This is a genomic window from Bacillus sp. AC266 (assembly GCF_979253805.1).
The window spans coordinates 646,677-663,517 of record NZ_CEEDEC010000003.1 but is presented as its reverse complement, the minus strand read 5'-3'; the positions used below and the strand labels follow the sequence as shown (position 1 = coordinate 663,517).

Genomic DNA, 16,841 nt, shown 5'->3' with positions numbered 1-16,841 from the left:
TTCTCAGGATAGAAACAGGGAATTTATATAGAGGGGATGTACATATCGTGATATGGAAAAAGACACCCATTATTTAATGGATGTCTTTTCAGGTAAATCTTTTTGCGCAGTATATAGAAAACGAGATATATCTAGTTTCTTTCCTCTGAAAAATTGCGGGGAGGAAATGTAAAGTTCTTCTTTTGCGCGTGTAATGGCGACATAGAGTAATCGTCGTTCTTCTTCTAATGCTTCAGAAGTCTCCGTCACACGGTCATTTGCATCTTTTAAAGAAGAAGTATGCGGCAATATACCATCGCTTGCTCCGAGTAAAAAGACGCATGGAAACTCAAGGCCTTTCGCGTTATGAATTGACATAAGCGATACAGCATCTTTTTGCGGCATTGTTTTTAATGCTTCCATTTCTTTTTGACCTTGAATGGCCTCGTTAATAAATTGTAAGTAAGCTGGAATATCCGTAAAGCGAGTTGCTGATTCCATTAATTCTTCTAACATTTCTTCTTGTATGTCCTTATGCATCGTAAAGGAAGAACGGTCATTACTTTGTAAGTACTCTAAATACTTTCCTTTACCATGAATAATTTCTTTCAATGCTTTTTTCGGTTCAAGTTCTTTTATAAACTTAATAAAATCGATTCGCTCATTTACTTTTTTAACTTGAAAAGGTTTCAAGCTTGGGTTTAGTAATAGAAAATGAAGAAGAGAAGGGAAACGGCCCTCACCATATTTCCATTGTTCACGTTCAATAAATGAAATGCACTCATCACGGCCAATATACATTGTTGGTAATATATTTGAAAGTGATTCGAGGCGGAACGGTTCAAGCACGAGTCGTAAGTGATCTAATACGGGCCTAATTAAAGAATGTTCGTAGAACGATTGGCTCGCTCCATGTTTAATAAATGGAATCTTATGAATTGTAAGCTGATCAAGTAAAGAACGGCTTACAGAATGTGTACGATATAATAAACAAAAATCTTTATAATTTCGTTCACCACTATCTACTTTTTCCTGAATGAGTTGCAAAATTTGATTTGCTTCATCAAGAGTTGTCACAGGTCGTGCATAAAACGGCTGTATGCCATCGTTACGAACAGAATATAGCTCTTTATCAAAACGTTCTTGATTGAGCTTAATAACTTCATTTCCAAGTCCTACGATAAATGGATTAGATCGATAATTCGTATTAAGTGCGATAATCGTAGTATTATCAAATTCCTTTGGAAAAGATAAAATAATTTGGTGACTTGCCCCTCGCCAGCCGTAAATCGCTTGATCGTCATCACCTGCGATAAATAAATTATTTCTCGGCGTGGCTAACAATTTTACAATTTCATATTGTGCATACGACGTATCTTGAAACTCATCTACTTCAATGTAATGAAAACGCTCTTGTAATTGAGTAAGCAGGGGAGCGTTATTTTCTAACATATAATACATTTCTAATAAGATGTCGTCAAAATCGATATAATTGTGTCGTTGTTTTACCTCTTCGAAACGTTCGTATACTTCTTTGAACTCTTGTTCAACCGGTGTTTTCGCTTTTACATCTTTCGGACGATTCAAGTTGTTTTTCTCAAGTGAAATCATAGCGAGTATCGTTTCGGCATCATAATCGTCTTTTAAGCGCAATTCTTTCAAAATTTTCTTTATCATAATTTGTTTATGTTTTTCATTTGCTAAAATTTGCTGATTATATCCTTGACTACGAAGCAATTTTAAAAAGACAGAGTGGAATGTACCAGCAACGACATAGCTACTTGCGGCATGATTCATACCAGGTAAATTCGCTACACGGCTTCGAATTTCTTCAGCTGCTTTTTGTGTAAACGTCAGCAGCAAAATATTTCGCGGATGGACATGTTTTACGTTAACTAAATAACCAACGCGAGTTGTTAAAACAGATGTTTTACCACTTCCAGCACCAGCTAGTGTAAGGACAGGTCCTTCTGTCGTTTGCACTGCTTCTAACTGTTTTTCATTTAAATAAACACCTTGCTGTTCTAAAGCGCGGAAATACGCCGCATCTGCATCTTCTTCCATAATTAAATGGGTAGATGTTTTCGGAATATGATACGCCGCTTGCGGAATACCAGCGTGTGTTAACGGTTTTTGTGAAAATTTTTCTTGTGTCATATATTCACCTTCAAAACTATAGCATCAACATTTAACTTTAGCGGAAGAAAAAGAAAATAGCAATGTAAAAAACAGGAGGGGCTACCTCCTGCTACAAAATTATAATTCTTTTATCATTACGACGTGTGGGATATTTGCTTCCATAAACACATCAGAAGCCGTCACGTATCCTAGCTTTTTATAGAAAAATTCAGCATGTGTTTGAGCATGGAGTTTCAATTTCGGTAGAGACTCTTCCTTCGCATACGCTTCAAGTGCATCCATAATGATTTTACCAATGCCTTTTTTACGATGTGAAGCTAGTACGCAAATGCGCTCCATTTTTCCTATTCCATCAACGATGCGGAAGCGACCAGCACCAACTGGAACATCATTATCATATATAACAACGTGTGTTGAAATCTCTTCAAACTCATCATACTCTTCTTCTGCAGAAACACGTTGCTCATTTACAAATACTTGCTTACGTACAGAGAATGCATCTCTTAGTTGTTCGTCCGTTTGTACGATTTGTGCGTGCAAATTAGTTGTTCTCCTTTCCAAGGTGGAATGTTTCATGTACAGTCCACGTTCCATTTTCTAATTGGTATAGAAGGTGGAAACGATCGATTGGTTGCTCATAATAGAAATCTTTCATACGTAATCGACCTAATACATCAGCGTGCTCTGCGTCTGATAAGTCTTGACCGATTGTTAAATGAGGTACGAAAGAGTACTCGCGCTCTTGTGTAAAGAAACCATTATGCATTTCTTCATTTAAGAAAGTAAGTTCAGGTGTTTTTTCTACTTTAAAATAAAGAACATTATTAACAGGTGCGAATGAACCGACTTTCCCAACATGAAGGGTGAAAGGGTTCGTTTTATTTGCGATTGTATGTAACTCATTCACAATCGATTCTAATTGTTCATCTTGCGTCTCAAAGGGTGTTTTCAATGTAATATGTGGCGGAACTAATGCGTAATGCGGATCATAACGTTTACGTAATCCGTTCGCTTTATCTTGAATCATTTTTGATGGGAAAATTACAATTCCTAATTTCATGTTCCAATTCCTCCCTTTGCAAGTCTAGTTAGATTTTGAGAATAAATCTCTTTATCTATTATATCAAATTATTCTGAATACCGCTCTCTATTATTTCATTGATAGAATATGAGAAAATGCTTTTGGTAAATCTGCTTGCCAATATTTCCATGTGTGATTCCCTTCAAACTCTTCATAATGCGTGATGAAATTTCTATCTGTAAGTAATTTATTTAACTCGCGATTTGGTTCTACGAAATCAGACACTTGTCCGTCTGTACGCTTGACAGCTGTTTCTTCGGTCCCAATTACGTGATAAAGATCCAGCGCCCCCGGATTTTTGAAATCTTTTGCTAAGTTCATGACTGTTTCATCAACAAATGGTGATTGCATAACGACCTTACCAAATGTATGCGGATACATAAGTGCGGTCATGAAGGAAACTGTACCGCCGAGAGAATCTCCAATTAAAACGCGTCCTTTACCCATTTGATACGTTGGATAATTTGCATCAATATATGGAGCAAGCTCATGAGCAAGGAAACGAATGTAAGCAGCATTCTTTACATCATTTGGGAAATATTTTTCCTTACGATCGTGTACATTTTTATATGGAATACCGACAATAATTGTGCGGTCGATTTCTTCAGTTTCACGAAGACGCTCAATTACACGGTGCGCTTTACCAAGCTGAAAATAATCTCTACCATCTTGTGCAATAACAACCGTATGCTTATGGAGAGGTGTGTAATTTACTGGTAAATAAACAAGAAGTGTAAGCTCCTCTTGAAGTGATGTACTAAAAAATGAAATTTCTTCAATTCTCCCTATTGTTTGATTCATGTATATCCCCCTAAATAAAAATTTACTGTAATGATTGTAAGAGCGACGCTTGTAGTGAAAAGGAAAGAAATAATCACTAATAGGTGCCTTAATTTCTATTTTACCATAATGGTACGAAGAATCTAAAAAATTAGTATTTAAGTTGTGAAAGAAAACGGATATAATGAAGTGGGATTTTTTACAGGTGAGAGGGGAGACAGGATTTGAAACAAGAAAGATCAATCGCACTACCACTAGCAATTTCCATTATAGCAATTTCATTCGCAGCTGTTTTTGCAAAGATGTCCTCAGCACCATCTTCCGTTTTAAGTATGTATCGATTATGGATTATCGTACTTATTATGCTGCCGATCGTTTGGAAAAAACGGGAAGAGTTTAGTAGGATTCAAATAAAAGATTGGGGATTTTTAATTGGATCTGGTTTCTTTTTAGCTCTTCATTTTCTTCTATGGTTTGAATCCTTAAAGCATACGACAGTTGCTAGTTCGACGATTATTTTAGCACTTCAACCGATCGTATCTTTAGTGGGAGGTTTTTTCTTATTTAAAGAAAGAACAACCTATCCAGCAATTGCGACGATGGGAATTGCGATACTAGGCGTAATGTGTATTGGCTGGGGAGATTTAGGGCTAAGTGAGCAAGCAATTTATGGGGATATATTATCCTTTTTAAGTGTAATTGCAGTTGTCGGTTATTTATTTATCGGACAAACGACAGTAAAGAAAGTATCTCATTGGATTTATAGTTTCACTGTATTTGCCTTCGCTGGTATATTTATAGCGATTTATAACGTTATACTTCAAGTGCCATTTACAGGCTATACGAAGTGGGATTGGAGTATTTTTCTTTTACTTGCGATTGTACCGACAGTGTCACACGTCATTAATAATTGGTTATTAAATTACGTAAATGCAACAACGATTTCAATGAGTATTTTAGGAGAACCAGTTGGGGCATCTATACTAGCGTTCTTCTTACTTGGAGAGAAATTAAACGCAATGCAAATTATCGGTAGCATGCTCGTATTGTTTGGTGTATCTGTTTTCTTACTACAGCAACAAAAGCGAACAGCAAAAAATGTGGTGAACGAACCGGCTTATACACAGGAATTATAACGAGTTTATTCTAATATACGAAAAGAGAAGTTATTGGTAACTTCTCTTTTTTTTGTTCCATGCAGAAAATAAAACAGATTAATAGGGGGAATTCCCGCCATGTAGCATGAAAAAAGATAATATATAGTGGAGTTACATCATACGTTTCTCATACAAATATAGAGGGGGAAGGAGAGACCAAATGAAAGAGATTTTAATGAAATACATGACAAATCTTACAACATTAAGTCCAGAGCAGCAGCGCATGATCGTAGAAGAATTACAAATTGAAGAGTATAAAAAAGGAACAGTGCTCCTAGGGCAAGGAGATGTTCCGTCTAAATGTTATTTTGTATTAAAAGGATGCGTGAGGCAACATTGTATAGATGAATCTGGAAAAGAAGTTACATCAAATTTTTATACAGAAGAACAAGCAATCGCAAATTTCAATCATCATAAACAAGATAAATTATCCCCACATACGTTAACGTGCCTAGAAGATTGTCTAGTTGTAGTTGGCGATCTGTATAGTGAAAAGGACATGTATAAGAAATATTCACAGTTAGAAGAAATGACGCGCCAAATGATTGAATACAATTTTGGTGAAGTACAAGAAGAACTTACATTATTTATTACATCGACACCAGAAGAGCGCTACAAATCATTATTACAAAAACGACCGCATTTAATCGATCGTGTTCCTCAATATCAATTGGCAAGTTATCTAGGTATTACGCCAGAATCATTAAGCAGAATTAAGAAACGACTCAAACAGTAGAGTTTTTTCCACCTCTAAGTAATAGCCATATACTAAATCCTAGTTCACCTGTGATCATCGGTAGTTGAAAGACAACGTTAAGAATGGAAATAATCGCATCATATTGTGAAAATATCGTATTCATTACGTTAATGATGATATAGCCGATTGCAGCAATGAGCAGTAATATACTAATAGTCTTCGGTATGTTTTTAGATTGAAAGGTTACGTACCCTAAGGTGAGAAGATGTAAGCCGAAAATGATTAATCCTACAGACCAAATGTATTCAAAAGCTTCTAGAAATAACATTGTATATGCTTCTGAATTAGCAACTGTGCTTTTTGAAAGAAGTAATACAAATGTTAAATTGAATATAGCAATACCAAGTATAGCTGTATACATAAGACGAAGACAGGTAGCTAGCAATGAGAGGCTAGTATGGATAGGTTTTAGAAAGAAATAAAGAGCCCACGAGGCGATAATATCCGTAATAAAAATGATAATCCATCCGAAAATTTCTGCTTTGAAAAGTGAACTTGAAGTTTGAATATTATGGAGTGTCGTGCTCGCATTACTTGGTACAACGAGATTTCCGTGAACAAAACCGTAAGAAAAAAATGCAGTGAATGCCATGATAAGAAGAGAAGTGCCTGCAAATAAGGCAAAATTTCGCTCAGTCATAATACGTCCTCCTATTCTAATGTTGTTTTCATTGTAATAGGGAAGAGGAGGAGATTCATTGACTTAAATCAAGGGAGGGGAAGTTTAGTGGAATTTCCATCAAAAAAAGATGTATGGTTATATCCGATTTTTTTCGTTGGCATTGGAGCGTGTTTTGCTCCCATATTTGCAGGGAGAGAATATTTTCTTTTATTTTTTACAATTCCTTTAGCCATACTATTTATTTGGAGTTGGTTTTCAACAAAATATATTGTTGGGGAAGAAACAATTACTATTAGATCGGGTTTCGTTAAAAAGTGCATATTTATACGAGATATAAAACAAATTTCGAGCACGAAAAATCCGTTAGCCGCCTATGCACTATCATTCGATCGATTAGAAATTGTTTACGGATCATATGAAACAGAACTTATTTCTCCAAGAAATAAAGAAGAATTTATTTTGTTGTTAAAAAGAAAAAAACCTGGGATTGAAATAAAGTAAGAGAGTGGATTCATATCTACTCTCTTTATGTCACTTTGGATTTGTCATATAAGGTTGTACGTGAACGATACATAAGTCGCGGAATTTTCCTTCAGCAGTTGTGACAATTACGACTGCTCTTCCTGCACTTTTTCCAGTAATCGTTACTGTCTCACCTTTCGGATAGATGGTGATGACGTCGGAGTTCATATTTGTCCAAATAAGCTCTTGATTTTTTGCCTGCATTGGCAAAACGGAAGCTGATAAATCAGCACTTTGTCCGGTTTTTATTTTAAGCTTATTTTTCTGTATGTGAATACCAATTACAGATATAACAGAAGGAGCAATTGAAATTTTGGATGGATTAGGTTGTATGTTTAAAAGAGAAGTAGAAGTGTTTGTGATAGGTGAAAATTTTCTTATATGTTGTTGCTGTAAAGATGCTAACATTGTGGAGTCCCCTTTCTGTATAGGTGTCGATACTAATAATATAAAGGAAGAATGTTATAGTAAATTTAACGAAACATAAAGAAATTGTTAAATTCGAGAAGAATATTGTCGAAATACGGTTAAAAGAAAGCTCTGCTGTTATCGTAACAGCAGAGCTTTCTTTTTATAGATTATGAATATGTTGTTTTTCAAAATTCTCAAATTGCTCTTCAACTTCTTTTGAAGGTTTAGTTAGTAAACTAACAATTATGATCACTATTAAACTAATAGCGAAACCAGGAATCATTTCATATAAGAAATCTTTTAGGAACTTAAACTGTGTCCAAATAATTACTGTGGCTGCACCTGAAATCATACCAGCAAGCGCGCCCCATTTCGTCATACGTTTCCAATATAAGCTTAATAAAATAGCAGGTCCAAATGAAGAACCAAATCCAGCCCAAGCATATCCAACAAGAGCTAAAATCGTATCATTTTGTTTAAGCGCTAATGCACACCCAATTAAAGCAACACCAAGAACAGCCATACGACCGACAAATACAAGTTCTTTATCAGAAGCAGAACGCTTAAAGAATGTTCTATATAAGTCTTCTGTTACTGCACTTGAAGTAACGAGAAGCTGAGAAGAAATTGTACTCATAATAGCGGCTAAAATAGCGGCTAATAAAAATCCAGTAATAAGTGGATGGAATAAAATTTTTCCAAGTTCAAGGAAAATTGTCTCTGGGTTAGATAATGTCAAACCTTGTTGTGAATAGTAAGCAATACCGATAAGACCAGTAAACATAGCTCCGACAACAGAGAAAATCATCCAGCTCATACCAATTCTTCGCGCGCTTTTAATTTCTTTTACAGACGAAATTGCCATAAAGCGTACGATGATATGAGGTTGTCCAACATAACCAAGGCCCCATGCGAATAAAGAAATCATTCCTAAAGTAGAGGCACCTTTAAAAATATCTAGACGTGTTGGATCTACAGATCGAATTGTATCAAATGCAGGTCCAAGTCCGTTTGTATTCATAATTGTTACGATAGGAACAAGAATAAGGGCAACTACCATAATGATTCCTTGCACGAAGTCTGTCCAACTTACTGCTAAGAAACCACCAAATAGTGTGTAAGCTACAACAACGCCTGCTACAATGAGTAATCCAACGTGGTAGTTTATACCAAATGAATTTTCAAATAATACAGCGCCTGAAACTAATCCTGAAGCTACATAGAAAGTAAAGAAAATCATAATAACAAGTCCGGATACTAAGCGTAGCATGTGAGATTTGTCGTGGAAACGGTGTTCCAAAAATTCTGGAATAGTAATAGAGTTGTTTGCAATTTCAGAGTAGGTACGTAAGCGAGGAGCGACATAAAGCCAGTTTGCGTATGCGCCTAGTGTTAGGCCGATCGCAATCCAACTACTACTTAATCCAACGCTAAACATTGCACCGGGTAATCCCATTAAAAGCCAACCACTCATATCAGATGCTCCAGCACTTAATGCTGTTACTGCGGGGCCTAGTGTACGCCCGCCAAGCATATAATCTGTTAAGTTGGACGTTCGTTTGTAGGCGAAATAGCCGATTACTAACATCCCGAGCATGTAAATAGAGATAGAAGTTAAAGTTAACATCTGCGTACTCATGTAGTTCCCCTTCCTTTTGTCATGTCTTTTGATGCGTTATGCATATTTATAATCTATCATGATTATTCTGAAAAATCCATACAGAAATACGAATTTTCAGAAATGTAAGCGTTTTTTGACATCGTTTTACTTTTTAAATATATAAATTTCAGACGAAAAAACCTTAATTTTAATAGAGTATTTATTATATTTACATAAAAACACGTTGTTTTGTCAATATAATATTGAAAGAAGGGAGAAATATTTTTTTAAAAAAAGTATTGACTTGTGAAAAAAGTTAGGTCTATAATGAGTGCAACTTAAAAAAATGCAAGCGTTGATGAAGAAGAGTACACATGATGAACATGTCAGAGAGCTGATGGTTGGTGCGAATCAGTATGGGATTGATGTGGAATGGGCTTCGGAGCTTCCAAACCGAAACGAAAGAAGTAGGCTTTGGCGACATGATCTCATCGATACAAGAGACACGTATTATTTTTTGATACGGCAAAGTGCGTTACATTCGTAACGAATTAAGGTGGCACCACGGGAGTACCCGTCCTTTCTATAGGATGAGTACTCCCTTTTTGTGTACAAAAAATTAAATATGTTAAATCGTTTAAGTAAGAAGAGTACGTATATTGGAGACGTTTCAGAGAGTCGGGGACAGGTGGGAGCCCGGTGCGGTGCCATATACGGAATGGGCTTACGAGAGGTATGCTGAACAATTATTTTCAGTAGGCAACCCGGGTTCCGCCGTTACAAGGATAAGGTATATATTTTGTACCTGAATAAAGTGGGATGCTTTTGCGTCCAACCTGAGGTGGTACCACGGTGAATTTATCGTCCTCTACATATTTCGATATGTAGGGGACTTTTTTATTTTTCAGAGTGAGGTGAAAGGCATGATGACAAAAGAGGAATTTATGAAGCAAAAAGAGCAAAGAAACACATTTTTAGTAATTGCTGAAGAAGAAGGAGATAGCATTACGCCAATTTCTTTATATAGACGTATGAAGGGAAAGAAAAAGTTTTTATTAGAAAGTTCGCAGCTTCATCAAGATAAAGGGCGCTATTCTTACTTAGGGTGTAATCCTTATGGAGAAGTGAAAAGCGTTGGTATAGAAGTAGAGCGAATGATGTATGGGAAAAAAGAAAAGCTGCAGGGTAACGTACTGCAAATGCTAGAAGAGGTAATCGCACCAGCGCAAGTAGACAGTCCATTTCCGTTTTGCGGGGGAGCAGTTGGATATATTGGCTATGACGTCATTCGGCAGTATGAAAACATTGGAGCAGATTTACACGATCCATTAAATATTCCAGAAGTACACCTTTTACTATATCGTGAGTTTACCGTTTACGATCATTTACGCCAAAAGTTGTCATTTGTATATGTATGCAGGGAAGACGATTCAGCTTCTTATGAAGAAGTATACGAAAGATTGCAAGTATACAAAGAGGAAGTGCTAAAGGGAGAAGAAGCGGAAGTAAATGAAATACAATCAATATTATCATTCACTTCTTCAATAACTGAAAAAGAATTTTGTGAAATGGTAGAAACAGCGAAAGAATACATTCGGGCCGGAGATATTTTCCAAGTTGTATTATCCCAGCGTTTGCAAAGTGAATGTATTGGAGATCCATTTGCATTATACCGGAAACTTCGAATTGCAAATCCATCACCATATATGTTCTATATCGATTTTCAAGATTATGTTGTACTTGGCTCTTCGCCGGAAAGTTTGTTATCAGTAAGAGAGGATAAAGTGATGACAAACCCAATTGCTGGTACGAGGCCGAGAGGGAAAACGAAGCAGGAAGATGAGGAAATCGAAAAAGAACTGTTAGGAAATGAGAAAGAGCGAGCAGAGCATATGATGCTTGTGGACCTAGGACGAAATGATATTGGCAGAGTAAGTGAAATTGGCTCTGTGACGATAGATAAATATATGAAAGTAGAAAAATACTCTCACGTTATGCACATTGTATCTGAAGTTTACGGAACATTGCGAAAACAAACGAGTGGATTTGATGCATTAGCGTATTGTTTACCAGCTGGTACAGTATCAGGTGCTCCGAAAATAAGGGCGATGGAAATTATTAATACGTTAGAGCATGAAAAAAGAAATGTATATGCCGGAGCGGTTGGATATATTTCATTCTCAGGAAACCTTGATATGGCGCTAGCAATTCGAACGATGGTTGTAAAAGACGAGAAAGCGTACGTTCAGGCAGGAGCGGGTATCGTCTACGATTCAGACCCGGTTGCTGAATATGAAGAAACATTAAATAAAGCGAGAGCGCTTTTGGAGGTTATGAAATGATTGTACTTATCGATAATTATGATTCGTTCACATATAACTTGTATCAACTATTAGGCGAGTACGAGAAAGAAATTGTTGTCGTAAGAAATGATCAAATAACAATTGAACAATTAGAGGAGATGAAGCCGAAAGGAATTGTGCTCTCACCAGGACCTGGGAAACCAGAAGATGCTGGAATTTGTATCGATGTTATTCGTCATTTTTATAAGAACGTTCCCATCTTAGGGATTTGCCTCGGCCATCAAGCGATCATATCCGCATTTGGAGGAGAAATTGTTAGAGCAGAGCGCATTAAACACGGAAAAACATCGCGTGTGAAACATAACGGAACGTCAATCTTTTCGTACGTAACGCAGCCGCTAACTGCAATGCGTTACCATTCACTCGTCGCAGTGCAAAATAGTTTGCCGCAGTGTTTTGACATACTTGCGACAGCGATGGATGACGGAGAAATCATGGCAGTTCGTCACAACTATTATCCGCTCTTCGGATTACAGTTTCACCCAGAATCAATTGCAACAGAAGAAGGCGGAAAGTTAATACATGCCTTTTTAGCAGAAGTGAAAGAGGAGGAGAGAGTATGAACAGTTATCTTCGAAAATTAGTAGAGGGACAACATTTAACAGAAGAAGAAATGTATGAAGCGGGACTTCTTTTATTAAGTGACAACATATTGGAAAGTGAAGTTGCAGCTTTCTTAGTATTGCTGAAAGCGAAAGGCGAAACAGCAGAAGAAATATACGGTCTCGTTCGTGCTCTTCGCGAAAAGGCATTACCGTTTTCAAATCATATAAAAGGCGCGATGGACAATTGCGGAACGGGTGGTGACGGTGCGCAAACATTCAATATTAGTACAACATCGGCATTTGTACTTGCCGGAGCTGGTGTAAAGGTTGCGAAACATGGAAACCGCGCTGTTTCTAGTAAAACAGGAAGTGCTGATTTATTAGAAGAACTCGGTGTAAACATAAGCTGTACGCCGGGTGAGATTGACTATTTATTAGAGAATGTAGGTATTGCCTTCTTATTCGCACCAGCGATGCATCCAGCATTAAGACGCATTATGAAAATAAGAAAAGAATTAAACGTTCCGACGATCTTTAACTTAATTGGACCGTTGACGAATCCGGTTAATTTAGAAACACAATTTGTCGGTATTTATAAGCGAGATATGTTATTGCCGGTAGCGGAAGTATTGCAGAAACTTGGCAGAAAACAAGCGCTCGTCGTAAACGGAAGTGGCTTTTTAGATGAAGCATCATTACAGGGAGAAAATCATGTCGTCGTTTTAAAAGATAATGAAATAGTAGAAATGAGTATTGATCCAGAAAAGTATGGTTTTTCAAGAGTGAAAAATGAAGAAATTAGAGGTGGGAATTCAAAAGAAAATGCAAAGATTACGCTCGGAGTATTAAGCGGAGAAAAGAGTGTCTATCGCGATACTGTTTTATTAAATGCAGGTCTAGCCCTTTTCGCAAATGGAAGAGCAGAAACGATTGAAGAAGGAATTACACTAGCGGCACATAGCATTGACTCTGGAAAAGCATTAGCCAAACTAAACTTATTAATTGCAGCAAGCCATGAAAAATTAGAAAGGGTGAATTAAAATGGGGACGATTTTAGACAAAATTGTAGAGCAAAAGAAAGTAGAAGTTGCGGAGTTATATGAAACATATTCACCAGTGAAAGAAAAAAGGAAAACACACTCACTTGTAAAAGCTTTAGAGCGGTTTACTGTAATAGCAGAGGTAAAGCGAGCGTCTCCATCAAAAGGCGATATTAATTTACACGTTGATGTGCCAAAACAAGTGAAAACATATGAAGAATGCGGTGCTGGAGCAGTTTCGGTTTTAACAGACGGTCAATTTTTTAAAGGGTCGTTTCACGACTTACAAACGGCAAGAGCAGAAAGTAACATTCCGCTTTTATGTAAAGATTTTATAATCGATAAAATCCAAATTGATAGAGCGTATGAAGCTGGTGCAGATCTTATTTTATTAATTGTTGCAGCATTGTCAAAAGAGAAATTAAACGAGCTTTATAACTACGTGCTAGAAAAAGGATTAGAAGCGATTGTTGAAGTTCATGATGAACAGGAATTAGAAATTGCAATCCGATTAAATCCGCACGTTATCGGTATTAACAACCGTAATTTAAAAACATTTGAAGTAGATTTAAGCCAAACTGAAAAGCTCGGAAAACGACTGAATGAGGAAAACCTACTTTGGATTAGTGAAAGCGGCATTCATTCAAAAGAAGATATTATTCGCGTCAAACGAGCTGGTGCAAAAGGTGTATTAGTTGGAGAAGCACTTATGACATCATCTTCTATAAGTAACTTTTTCGAAGACTGTAAGGTGAACATATGAAAGTGAAAATTTGCGGCATCACTGATGTTGAAACAGCAAAACATGCTTGCGAATACGGAGCAGATGCAATTGGATTTGTTTTTGCAGAAAGTAAGCGGAAAATCACTCCAGGACAAGCGAAAGAAATTATTGGGGAAATTCCAGCCCACGTTTTCAAGGTAGGTGTTTTCGTAAATGAATCAGTCGAAGTGATCCAGAAAATTGCAGAGGAGTGCGGGTTAACGCATGTGCAACTACATGGGGATGAAGACAATCATCAAATTAGGAGATTGAATATTCCGTCTATAAAAGCGGTAGGAGTAGCTTTAGAGAAAGATATTGAATATGCGAAAAAATACGATACAGATTATCTGTTATTTGATAGCCCGAAAGAAAAGTTCCACGGAGGAAACGGAAAGACATTCTCATGGGAGTTACTCGCACATATGCCAAACGAGTTGCGAGAGAAAACGATATTAGCTGGCGGATTAAACATCCTTAATATAGAAGAAGCAATTCGAACCGTTCAGCCATATATGATCGATGTGAGCAGCGGAGTAGAGACAGAAGGAAAGAAAGATCTAAAGAAAATAAAACAATTTATTAAAAAAGCGAAGGAGTGTTCAAAATGAACTACGCATATCCAGATGAAAAAGGTCATTACGGTATATACGGAGGACGATACGTTCCAGAAACGTTAATGCAATCCGTATTAGAACTAGAAGAAGTATATAAAGAAGCGATGCAAGATGAAGCGTTTCAAAAGGAATTAGATCATTATTTACAAACGTATGTTGGAAGAGAAACACCGCTTTATTTTGCGGAAAATATGACGAAGTATTGCGGCGGAGCAAAGATTTATTTAAAGCGTGAAGATTTGAATCATACGGGAGCTCATAAAATTAACAATACAATTGGTCAGGCACTTCTTGCGGTAAGAATGGGTAAGAAAAAAGTTGTCGCTGAAACAGGAGCAGGACAACACGGAGTTGCAACAGCTACTGTATGTGCACTTTTCGGTTTAGAATGCGTCATCTTCATGGGAGAAGAAGATGTGAGACGACAAAAATTAAACGTGTTCCGAATGGAATTACTCGGAGCGAAAGTAGAAAGCGTTGCGGCAGGTAGCGGCACATTAAAAGATGCAGTAAACGAGGCGCTTCGTTACTGGGTTTCACATGTACACGATACGCACTACATTATGGGATCAGTTCTCGGGCCACATCCATTCCCGCAAATTGTTCGTGATTTCCAAAGTGTAATTGGGAAAGAAACGAAAAAGCAATACGAAGCGTTAGAAGGAAAATTACCAGAAGCAGTCGTTGCTTGTATTGGCGGTGGTAGTAATGCAATGGGAATGTTTTATCCGTTCGTACACGATGAAGAAGTTGCTCTTTACGGTGTTGAAGCAGCTGGAAAAGGTGTTCACACAGAAAAGCACGCAGCCACTTTAACGAAAGGAAGTGTCGGTGTTTTACACGGATCGATGATGTACCTTCTGCAAAATGAAGAAGGGCAAATTCAAGAAGCGCACTCTATTTCGGCAGGGCTGGATTACCCAGGTGTTGGGCCAGAACATAGCTTGCTAAAAGATATTGGCCGCGTTTCTTATCATTCCATTACAGATGAAGAAGCGTTAGAAGCATTTCAATTATTAACGAAAAAAGAAGGGATTATCCCGGCATTAGAAAGTTCACATGCTGTTGCATACGCTTTAAAACTAGCGCCGCAAATGAAGAAAGACGAAGGACTTGTCATTTGTTTATCCGGCCGCGGTGATAAAGATGTAGAGAGTATAAAACGTTATATGGAAGAGGTGTAAAAAATGGGAGTAGAAAAAATTATAGCAGCGTTTGAAAATGGCAAGAAAGCATTTATTCCGTATGTAATGGGCGGAGATGGTGGACTTGAAAAGTTAAAAGAAAGAATTCGTTTTCTTGATGAAGCAGGAGCAAGCATCGTTGAAATTGGTATTCCGTTCTCAGATCCAGTCGCAGACGGTCCAACTATTCAAAGGGCAGGAAAAAGAGCATTAGATAGCGGTGTAACATTGAAAGGTATTTTTCAAGCATTAATAGAGGTGAGGCAAGAAGTTCAAATTCCATTTGTACTTATGACATATTTAAATCCAGTACTCGCATTCGGAAAGGAACGTTTCATTGAGAGCTGTCTTGAAGCAGGGGTGGACGGTATTATCGTTCCAGACTTACCGTATGAAGAACAAGACATTATTGCACCGCTCCTTCGCGTGGCGAATATCGCTTTAATTCCACTCGTTACCGTAACGAGCCCTATTGAACGAATCGAAAAAATTACGAGTGAATCACAAGGATTCGTCTACGCCGTTACAGTAGCGGGCGTAACGGGAGTACGTCAAAACTTTAAAGATGAGATTCGTAGTTACTTAGAAAAAGTAAAAGCACACGTCCACTTACCAGTAGTCGCAGGATTCGGTATTTCAACACGAGAACAAATTGAAGAAATGATTACAATATGTGACGGCGTTGTCGTTGGAAGTAAAGTCATTGAGCTGTTAGAAAATGAAAAGCGAGAAGAAATTTGTGAGTTAATACATGCAGTAAAAGAAACAGAAGAGGCTTAAGTCTCTTCTGTTTCTTTTGTGTAATAAATGTTAAAATATACAGAAAATACTTATAACTTAGAGGGTGAGAAGGCATGCTAAGACGTAAACTATTATATCTTCTTTTAACTGTACCATTATACGCTTGGCTCATTAGCATGACGAAAATAGAGTTGATGGCTCTGTTTTTAGGATATGTATTCATCTTTTCCCAATTAAATCGAATACAAGAGCAATCTATTTTAGAAGTATGTATATTTTCGGTTAGTATAGAACTATTTAGTATCGTTTCGATTGTATTATTAAGTGAATTATTCCAATGGATCCATTCATTTGAATTAATAAAACTTGGGAATATTGTATTGCAAGTAATATGTGCTTATATTGTGTTTGTTGTACTAGAAAAAATGATTGGACAGCAGACGGTTTTTCAGGATAAAAGATAAAATATTAGTTATTCAAAAAAGGAGCCAAGCAGCTCCTTTTTTAAATCTGTTATAAAAATAATTGAAAATCATAACA

General features: G+C 37.0%; 18 protein-coding genes and 2 other annotated features. Of the genes, 11 read left to right on the top strand and 7 right to left on the bottom strand.

The window, feature by feature from the left end; translation table 11 throughout:
- Positions 1-69 precede the first annotated feature (69 nt).
- From AC0IXC_RS16650 to AC0IXC_RS16635, 4 genes are all read right to left on the bottom strand, one after another.
- Entirely contained in the window at positions 70-2,136 is a 2,067-nt protein-coding gene (locus AC0IXC_RS16650) for an ATP-dependent helicase (RefSeq protein ID WP_002140859.1), read from the bottom strand.
- Between the two features lie 99 nt (positions 2,137-2,235).
- Positions 2,236-2,658: a GNAT family N-acetyltransferase gene (locus tag AC0IXC_RS16645; RefSeq protein ID WP_002064289.1), complete on the bottom strand. Its 423-nt coding sequence runs from the start codon at positions 2,656-2,658 to the stop codon at positions 2,236-2,238.
- 1 nt (position 2,659) lies between these two features.
- A complete protein-coding gene (locus AC0IXC_RS16640) occupies positions 2,660-3,178 on the bottom strand; it encodes a YjcG family protein (protein WP_002011397.1) in 519 nt (172 codons plus the stop codon).
- A 90-nt stretch (positions 3,179-3,268) separates the two neighbouring features.
- Entirely contained in the window at positions 3,269-4,000 is a 732-nt protein-coding gene (locus AC0IXC_RS16635) for an alpha/beta hydrolase (RefSeq protein WP_002030493.1), read from the bottom strand.
- 203 nt (positions 4,001-4,203) lie between these two features.
- Between AC0IXC_RS16635 and AC0IXC_RS16630 the strand changes: the two genes are divergently transcribed.
- Together AC0IXC_RS16630 and AC0IXC_RS16625 are read left to right on the top strand one after the other, a co-directional pair.
- Positions 4,204-5,115, top strand: coding sequence for a DMT family transporter (locus AC0IXC_RS16630; RefSeq protein ID WP_088294060.1), 912 nt, complete (start codon positions 4,204-4,206; stop codon positions 5,113-5,115).
- Positions 5,116-5,296: 181 nt separating this feature from the next.
- A complete protein-coding gene (locus AC0IXC_RS16625; protein ID WP_471653056.1) occupies positions 5,297-5,872 on the top strand; it encodes a Crp/Fnr family transcriptional regulator in 576 nt (191 codons plus the stop codon).
- Here the strand turns inward: AC0IXC_RS16625 and AC0IXC_RS16620 are convergent.
- Positions 5,862-6,533: a DUF4386 domain-containing protein gene (locus AC0IXC_RS16620; protein WP_061689052.1), complete on the bottom strand. Its 672-nt coding sequence runs from the start codon at positions 6,531-6,533 to the stop codon at positions 5,862-5,864. The genes AC0IXC_RS16625 and AC0IXC_RS16620 overlap by 11 nt on opposite strands.
- A gap of 87 nt (positions 6,534-6,620) precedes the next feature.
- Between AC0IXC_RS16620 and AC0IXC_RS16615 the strand changes: the two genes are divergently transcribed.
- Positions 6,621-7,016 carry a PH domain-containing protein gene (locus AC0IXC_RS16615; protein ID WP_002030490.1) on the top strand — a complete coding sequence of 132 codons (396 nt, stop codon included), beginning with the start codon at positions 6,621-6,623 and terminating at the stop codon, positions 7,014-7,016.
- A gap of 30 nt (positions 7,017-7,046) precedes the next feature.
- On the opposite strand, the gene AC0IXC_RS16610 is transcribed toward AC0IXC_RS16615, so the two are convergent.
- Together AC0IXC_RS16610 and putP are read right to left on the bottom strand one after the other, a co-directional pair.
- The gene (locus AC0IXC_RS16610; protein ID WP_016101541.1) at positions 7,047-7,445 is read right to left on the bottom strand and encodes an Ig-like domain-containing protein; all 399 of its coding nucleotides are present in this window, start codon (positions 7,443-7,445) and stop codon (positions 7,047-7,049) included.
- 163 nt (positions 7,446-7,608) lie between these two features.
- Positions 7,609-9,087 carry a sodium/proline symporter PutP gene (putP, locus tag AC0IXC_RS16605; protein WP_088294061.1) on the bottom strand — a complete coding sequence of 493 codons (1,479 nt, stop codon included), beginning with the start codon at positions 9,085-9,087 and terminating at the stop codon, positions 7,609-7,611.
- Positions 9,088-9,394: 307 nt separating this feature from the next.
- Positions 9,395-9,633 (top strand) — a binding site (T-box leader).
- Positions 9,634-9,675: 42 nt separating this feature from the next.
- Positions 9,676-9,920 (top strand) — a binding site (T-box leader).
- Positions 9,921-9,971: 51 nt separating this feature from the next.
- On the opposite strand from putP, the gene trpE reads away from it, so the two are divergent.
- From trpE to AC0IXC_RS16565, 8 genes are all read left to right on the top strand, one after another.
- Positions 9,972-11,390: an anthranilate synthase component I gene (trpE, locus tag AC0IXC_RS16600; RefSeq protein WP_002086925.1), complete on the top strand. Its 1,419-nt coding sequence runs from the start codon at positions 9,972-9,974 to the stop codon at positions 11,388-11,390.
- On the top strand, positions 11,387-11,974 hold the full coding sequence (locus AC0IXC_RS16595; protein ID WP_471653055.1) for an anthranilate synthase component II: 588 nt from the start codon (positions 11,387-11,389) through the stop codon (positions 11,972-11,974). The genes trpE and AC0IXC_RS16595 overlap by 4 nt, the downstream gene beginning before the upstream one ends.
- A complete protein-coding gene (gene trpD, locus AC0IXC_RS16590; protein ID WP_044437821.1) occupies positions 11,971-12,996 on the top strand; it encodes an anthranilate phosphoribosyltransferase in 1,026 nt (341 codons plus the stop codon). Before AC0IXC_RS16595 ends, trpD begins: the two co-directional genes overlap by 4 nt.
- Before the next feature lies 1 nt (position 12,997).
- Positions 12,998-13,759 (top strand): indole-3-glycerol phosphate synthase TrpC, encoded by a 762-nt coding sequence (gene trpC / locus AC0IXC_RS16585; protein ID WP_078175505.1) that lies wholly within the window; start codon positions 12,998-13,000, stop codon positions 13,757-13,759.
- Positions 13,756-14,370: a phosphoribosylanthranilate isomerase gene (locus AC0IXC_RS16580; RefSeq protein WP_016119827.1), complete on the top strand. Its 615-nt coding sequence runs from the start codon at positions 13,756-13,758 to the stop codon at positions 14,368-14,370. The genes trpC and AC0IXC_RS16580 overlap by 4 nt, the downstream gene beginning before the upstream one ends.
- The gene (trpB, locus tag AC0IXC_RS16575) at positions 14,367-15,560 is read left to right on the top strand and encodes a tryptophan synthase subunit beta (protein WP_061689057.1); all 1,194 of its coding nucleotides are present in this window, start codon (positions 14,367-14,369) and stop codon (positions 15,558-15,560) included. Before AC0IXC_RS16580 ends, trpB begins: the two co-directional genes overlap by 4 nt.
- Positions 15,561-15,563: 3 nt before the next feature.
- Complete coding sequence (gene trpA, locus AC0IXC_RS16570) at positions 15,564-16,340, top strand: tryptophan synthase subunit alpha (RefSeq protein ID WP_002011422.1); 777 nt, start codon at positions 15,564-15,566, stop codon at positions 16,338-16,340.
- A 74-nt stretch (positions 16,341-16,414) separates the two neighbouring features.
- On the top strand, positions 16,415-16,765 hold the full coding sequence (locus AC0IXC_RS16565) for a DUF4029 domain-containing protein (protein WP_002086916.1): 351 nt from the start codon (positions 16,415-16,417) through the stop codon (positions 16,763-16,765).
- Positions 16,766-16,841 lie beyond the last annotated feature (76 nt).

What these genes read in the sequence shown, in the direction of transcription:
- putP (WP_088294061.1), bottom strand. Translation starts at nt 9,087, where the DNA reads ATGAGTACGCAGATGTTAACTTTAACTTCTATCTCTATTTACATGCTC.
- trpB (WP_061689057.1), top strand. Translation starts at nt 14,367, where the DNA reads ATGAACTACGCATATCCAGATGAAAAAGGTCATTACGGTATATACGGA.
- trpA (WP_002011422.1), top strand. Translation starts at nt 15,564, where the DNA reads ATGGGAGTAGAAAAAATTATAGCAGCGTTTGAAAATGGCAAGAAAGCA.
- trpC (WP_078175505.1), top strand. Translation starts at nt 12,998, where the DNA reads ATGGGGACGATTTTAGACAAAATTGTAGAGCAAAAGAAAGTAGAAGTT.
- AC0IXC_RS16595 (WP_471653055.1), top strand. Translation starts at nt 11,387, where the DNA reads ATGATTGTACTTATCGATAATTATGATTCGTTCACATATAACTTGTAT.
- AC0IXC_RS16650 (WP_002140859.1), bottom strand. Translation starts at nt 2,136, where the DNA reads ATGACACAAGAAAAATTTTCACAAAAACCGTTAACACACGCTGGTATT.
- AC0IXC_RS16610 (WP_016101541.1), bottom strand. Translation starts at nt 7,445, where the DNA reads ATGTTAGCATCTTTACAGCAACAACATATAAGAAAATTTTCACCTATC.
- AC0IXC_RS16580 (WP_016119827.1), top strand. Translation starts at nt 13,756, where the DNA reads ATGAAAGTGAAAATTTGCGGCATCACTGATGTTGAAACAGCAAAACAT.
- AC0IXC_RS16625 (WP_471653056.1), top strand. Translation starts at nt 5,297, where the DNA reads ATGAAAGAGATTTTAATGAAATACATGACAAATCTTACAACATTAAGT.
- trpD (WP_044437821.1), top strand. Translation starts at nt 11,971, where the DNA reads ATGAACAGTTATCTTCGAAAATTAGTAGAGGGACAACATTTAACAGAA.
- AC0IXC_RS16620 (WP_061689052.1), bottom strand. Translation starts at nt 6,533, where the DNA reads ATGACTGAGCGAAATTTTGCCTTATTTGCAGGCACTTCTCTTCTTATC.
- AC0IXC_RS16565 (WP_002086916.1), top strand. Translation starts at nt 16,415, where the DNA reads ATGCTAAGACGTAAACTATTATATCTTCTTTTAACTGTACCATTATAC.
- trpE (WP_002086925.1), top strand. Translation starts at nt 9,972, where the DNA reads ATGATGACAAAAGAGGAATTTATGAAGCAAAAAGAGCAAAGAAACACA.
- AC0IXC_RS16640 (WP_002011397.1), bottom strand. Translation starts at nt 3,178, where the DNA reads ATGAAATTAGGAATTGTAATTTTCCCATCAAAAATGATTCAAGATAAA.
- AC0IXC_RS16635 (WP_002030493.1), bottom strand. Translation starts at nt 4,000, where the DNA reads ATGAATCAAACAATAGGGAGAATTGAAGAAATTTCATTTTTTAGTACA.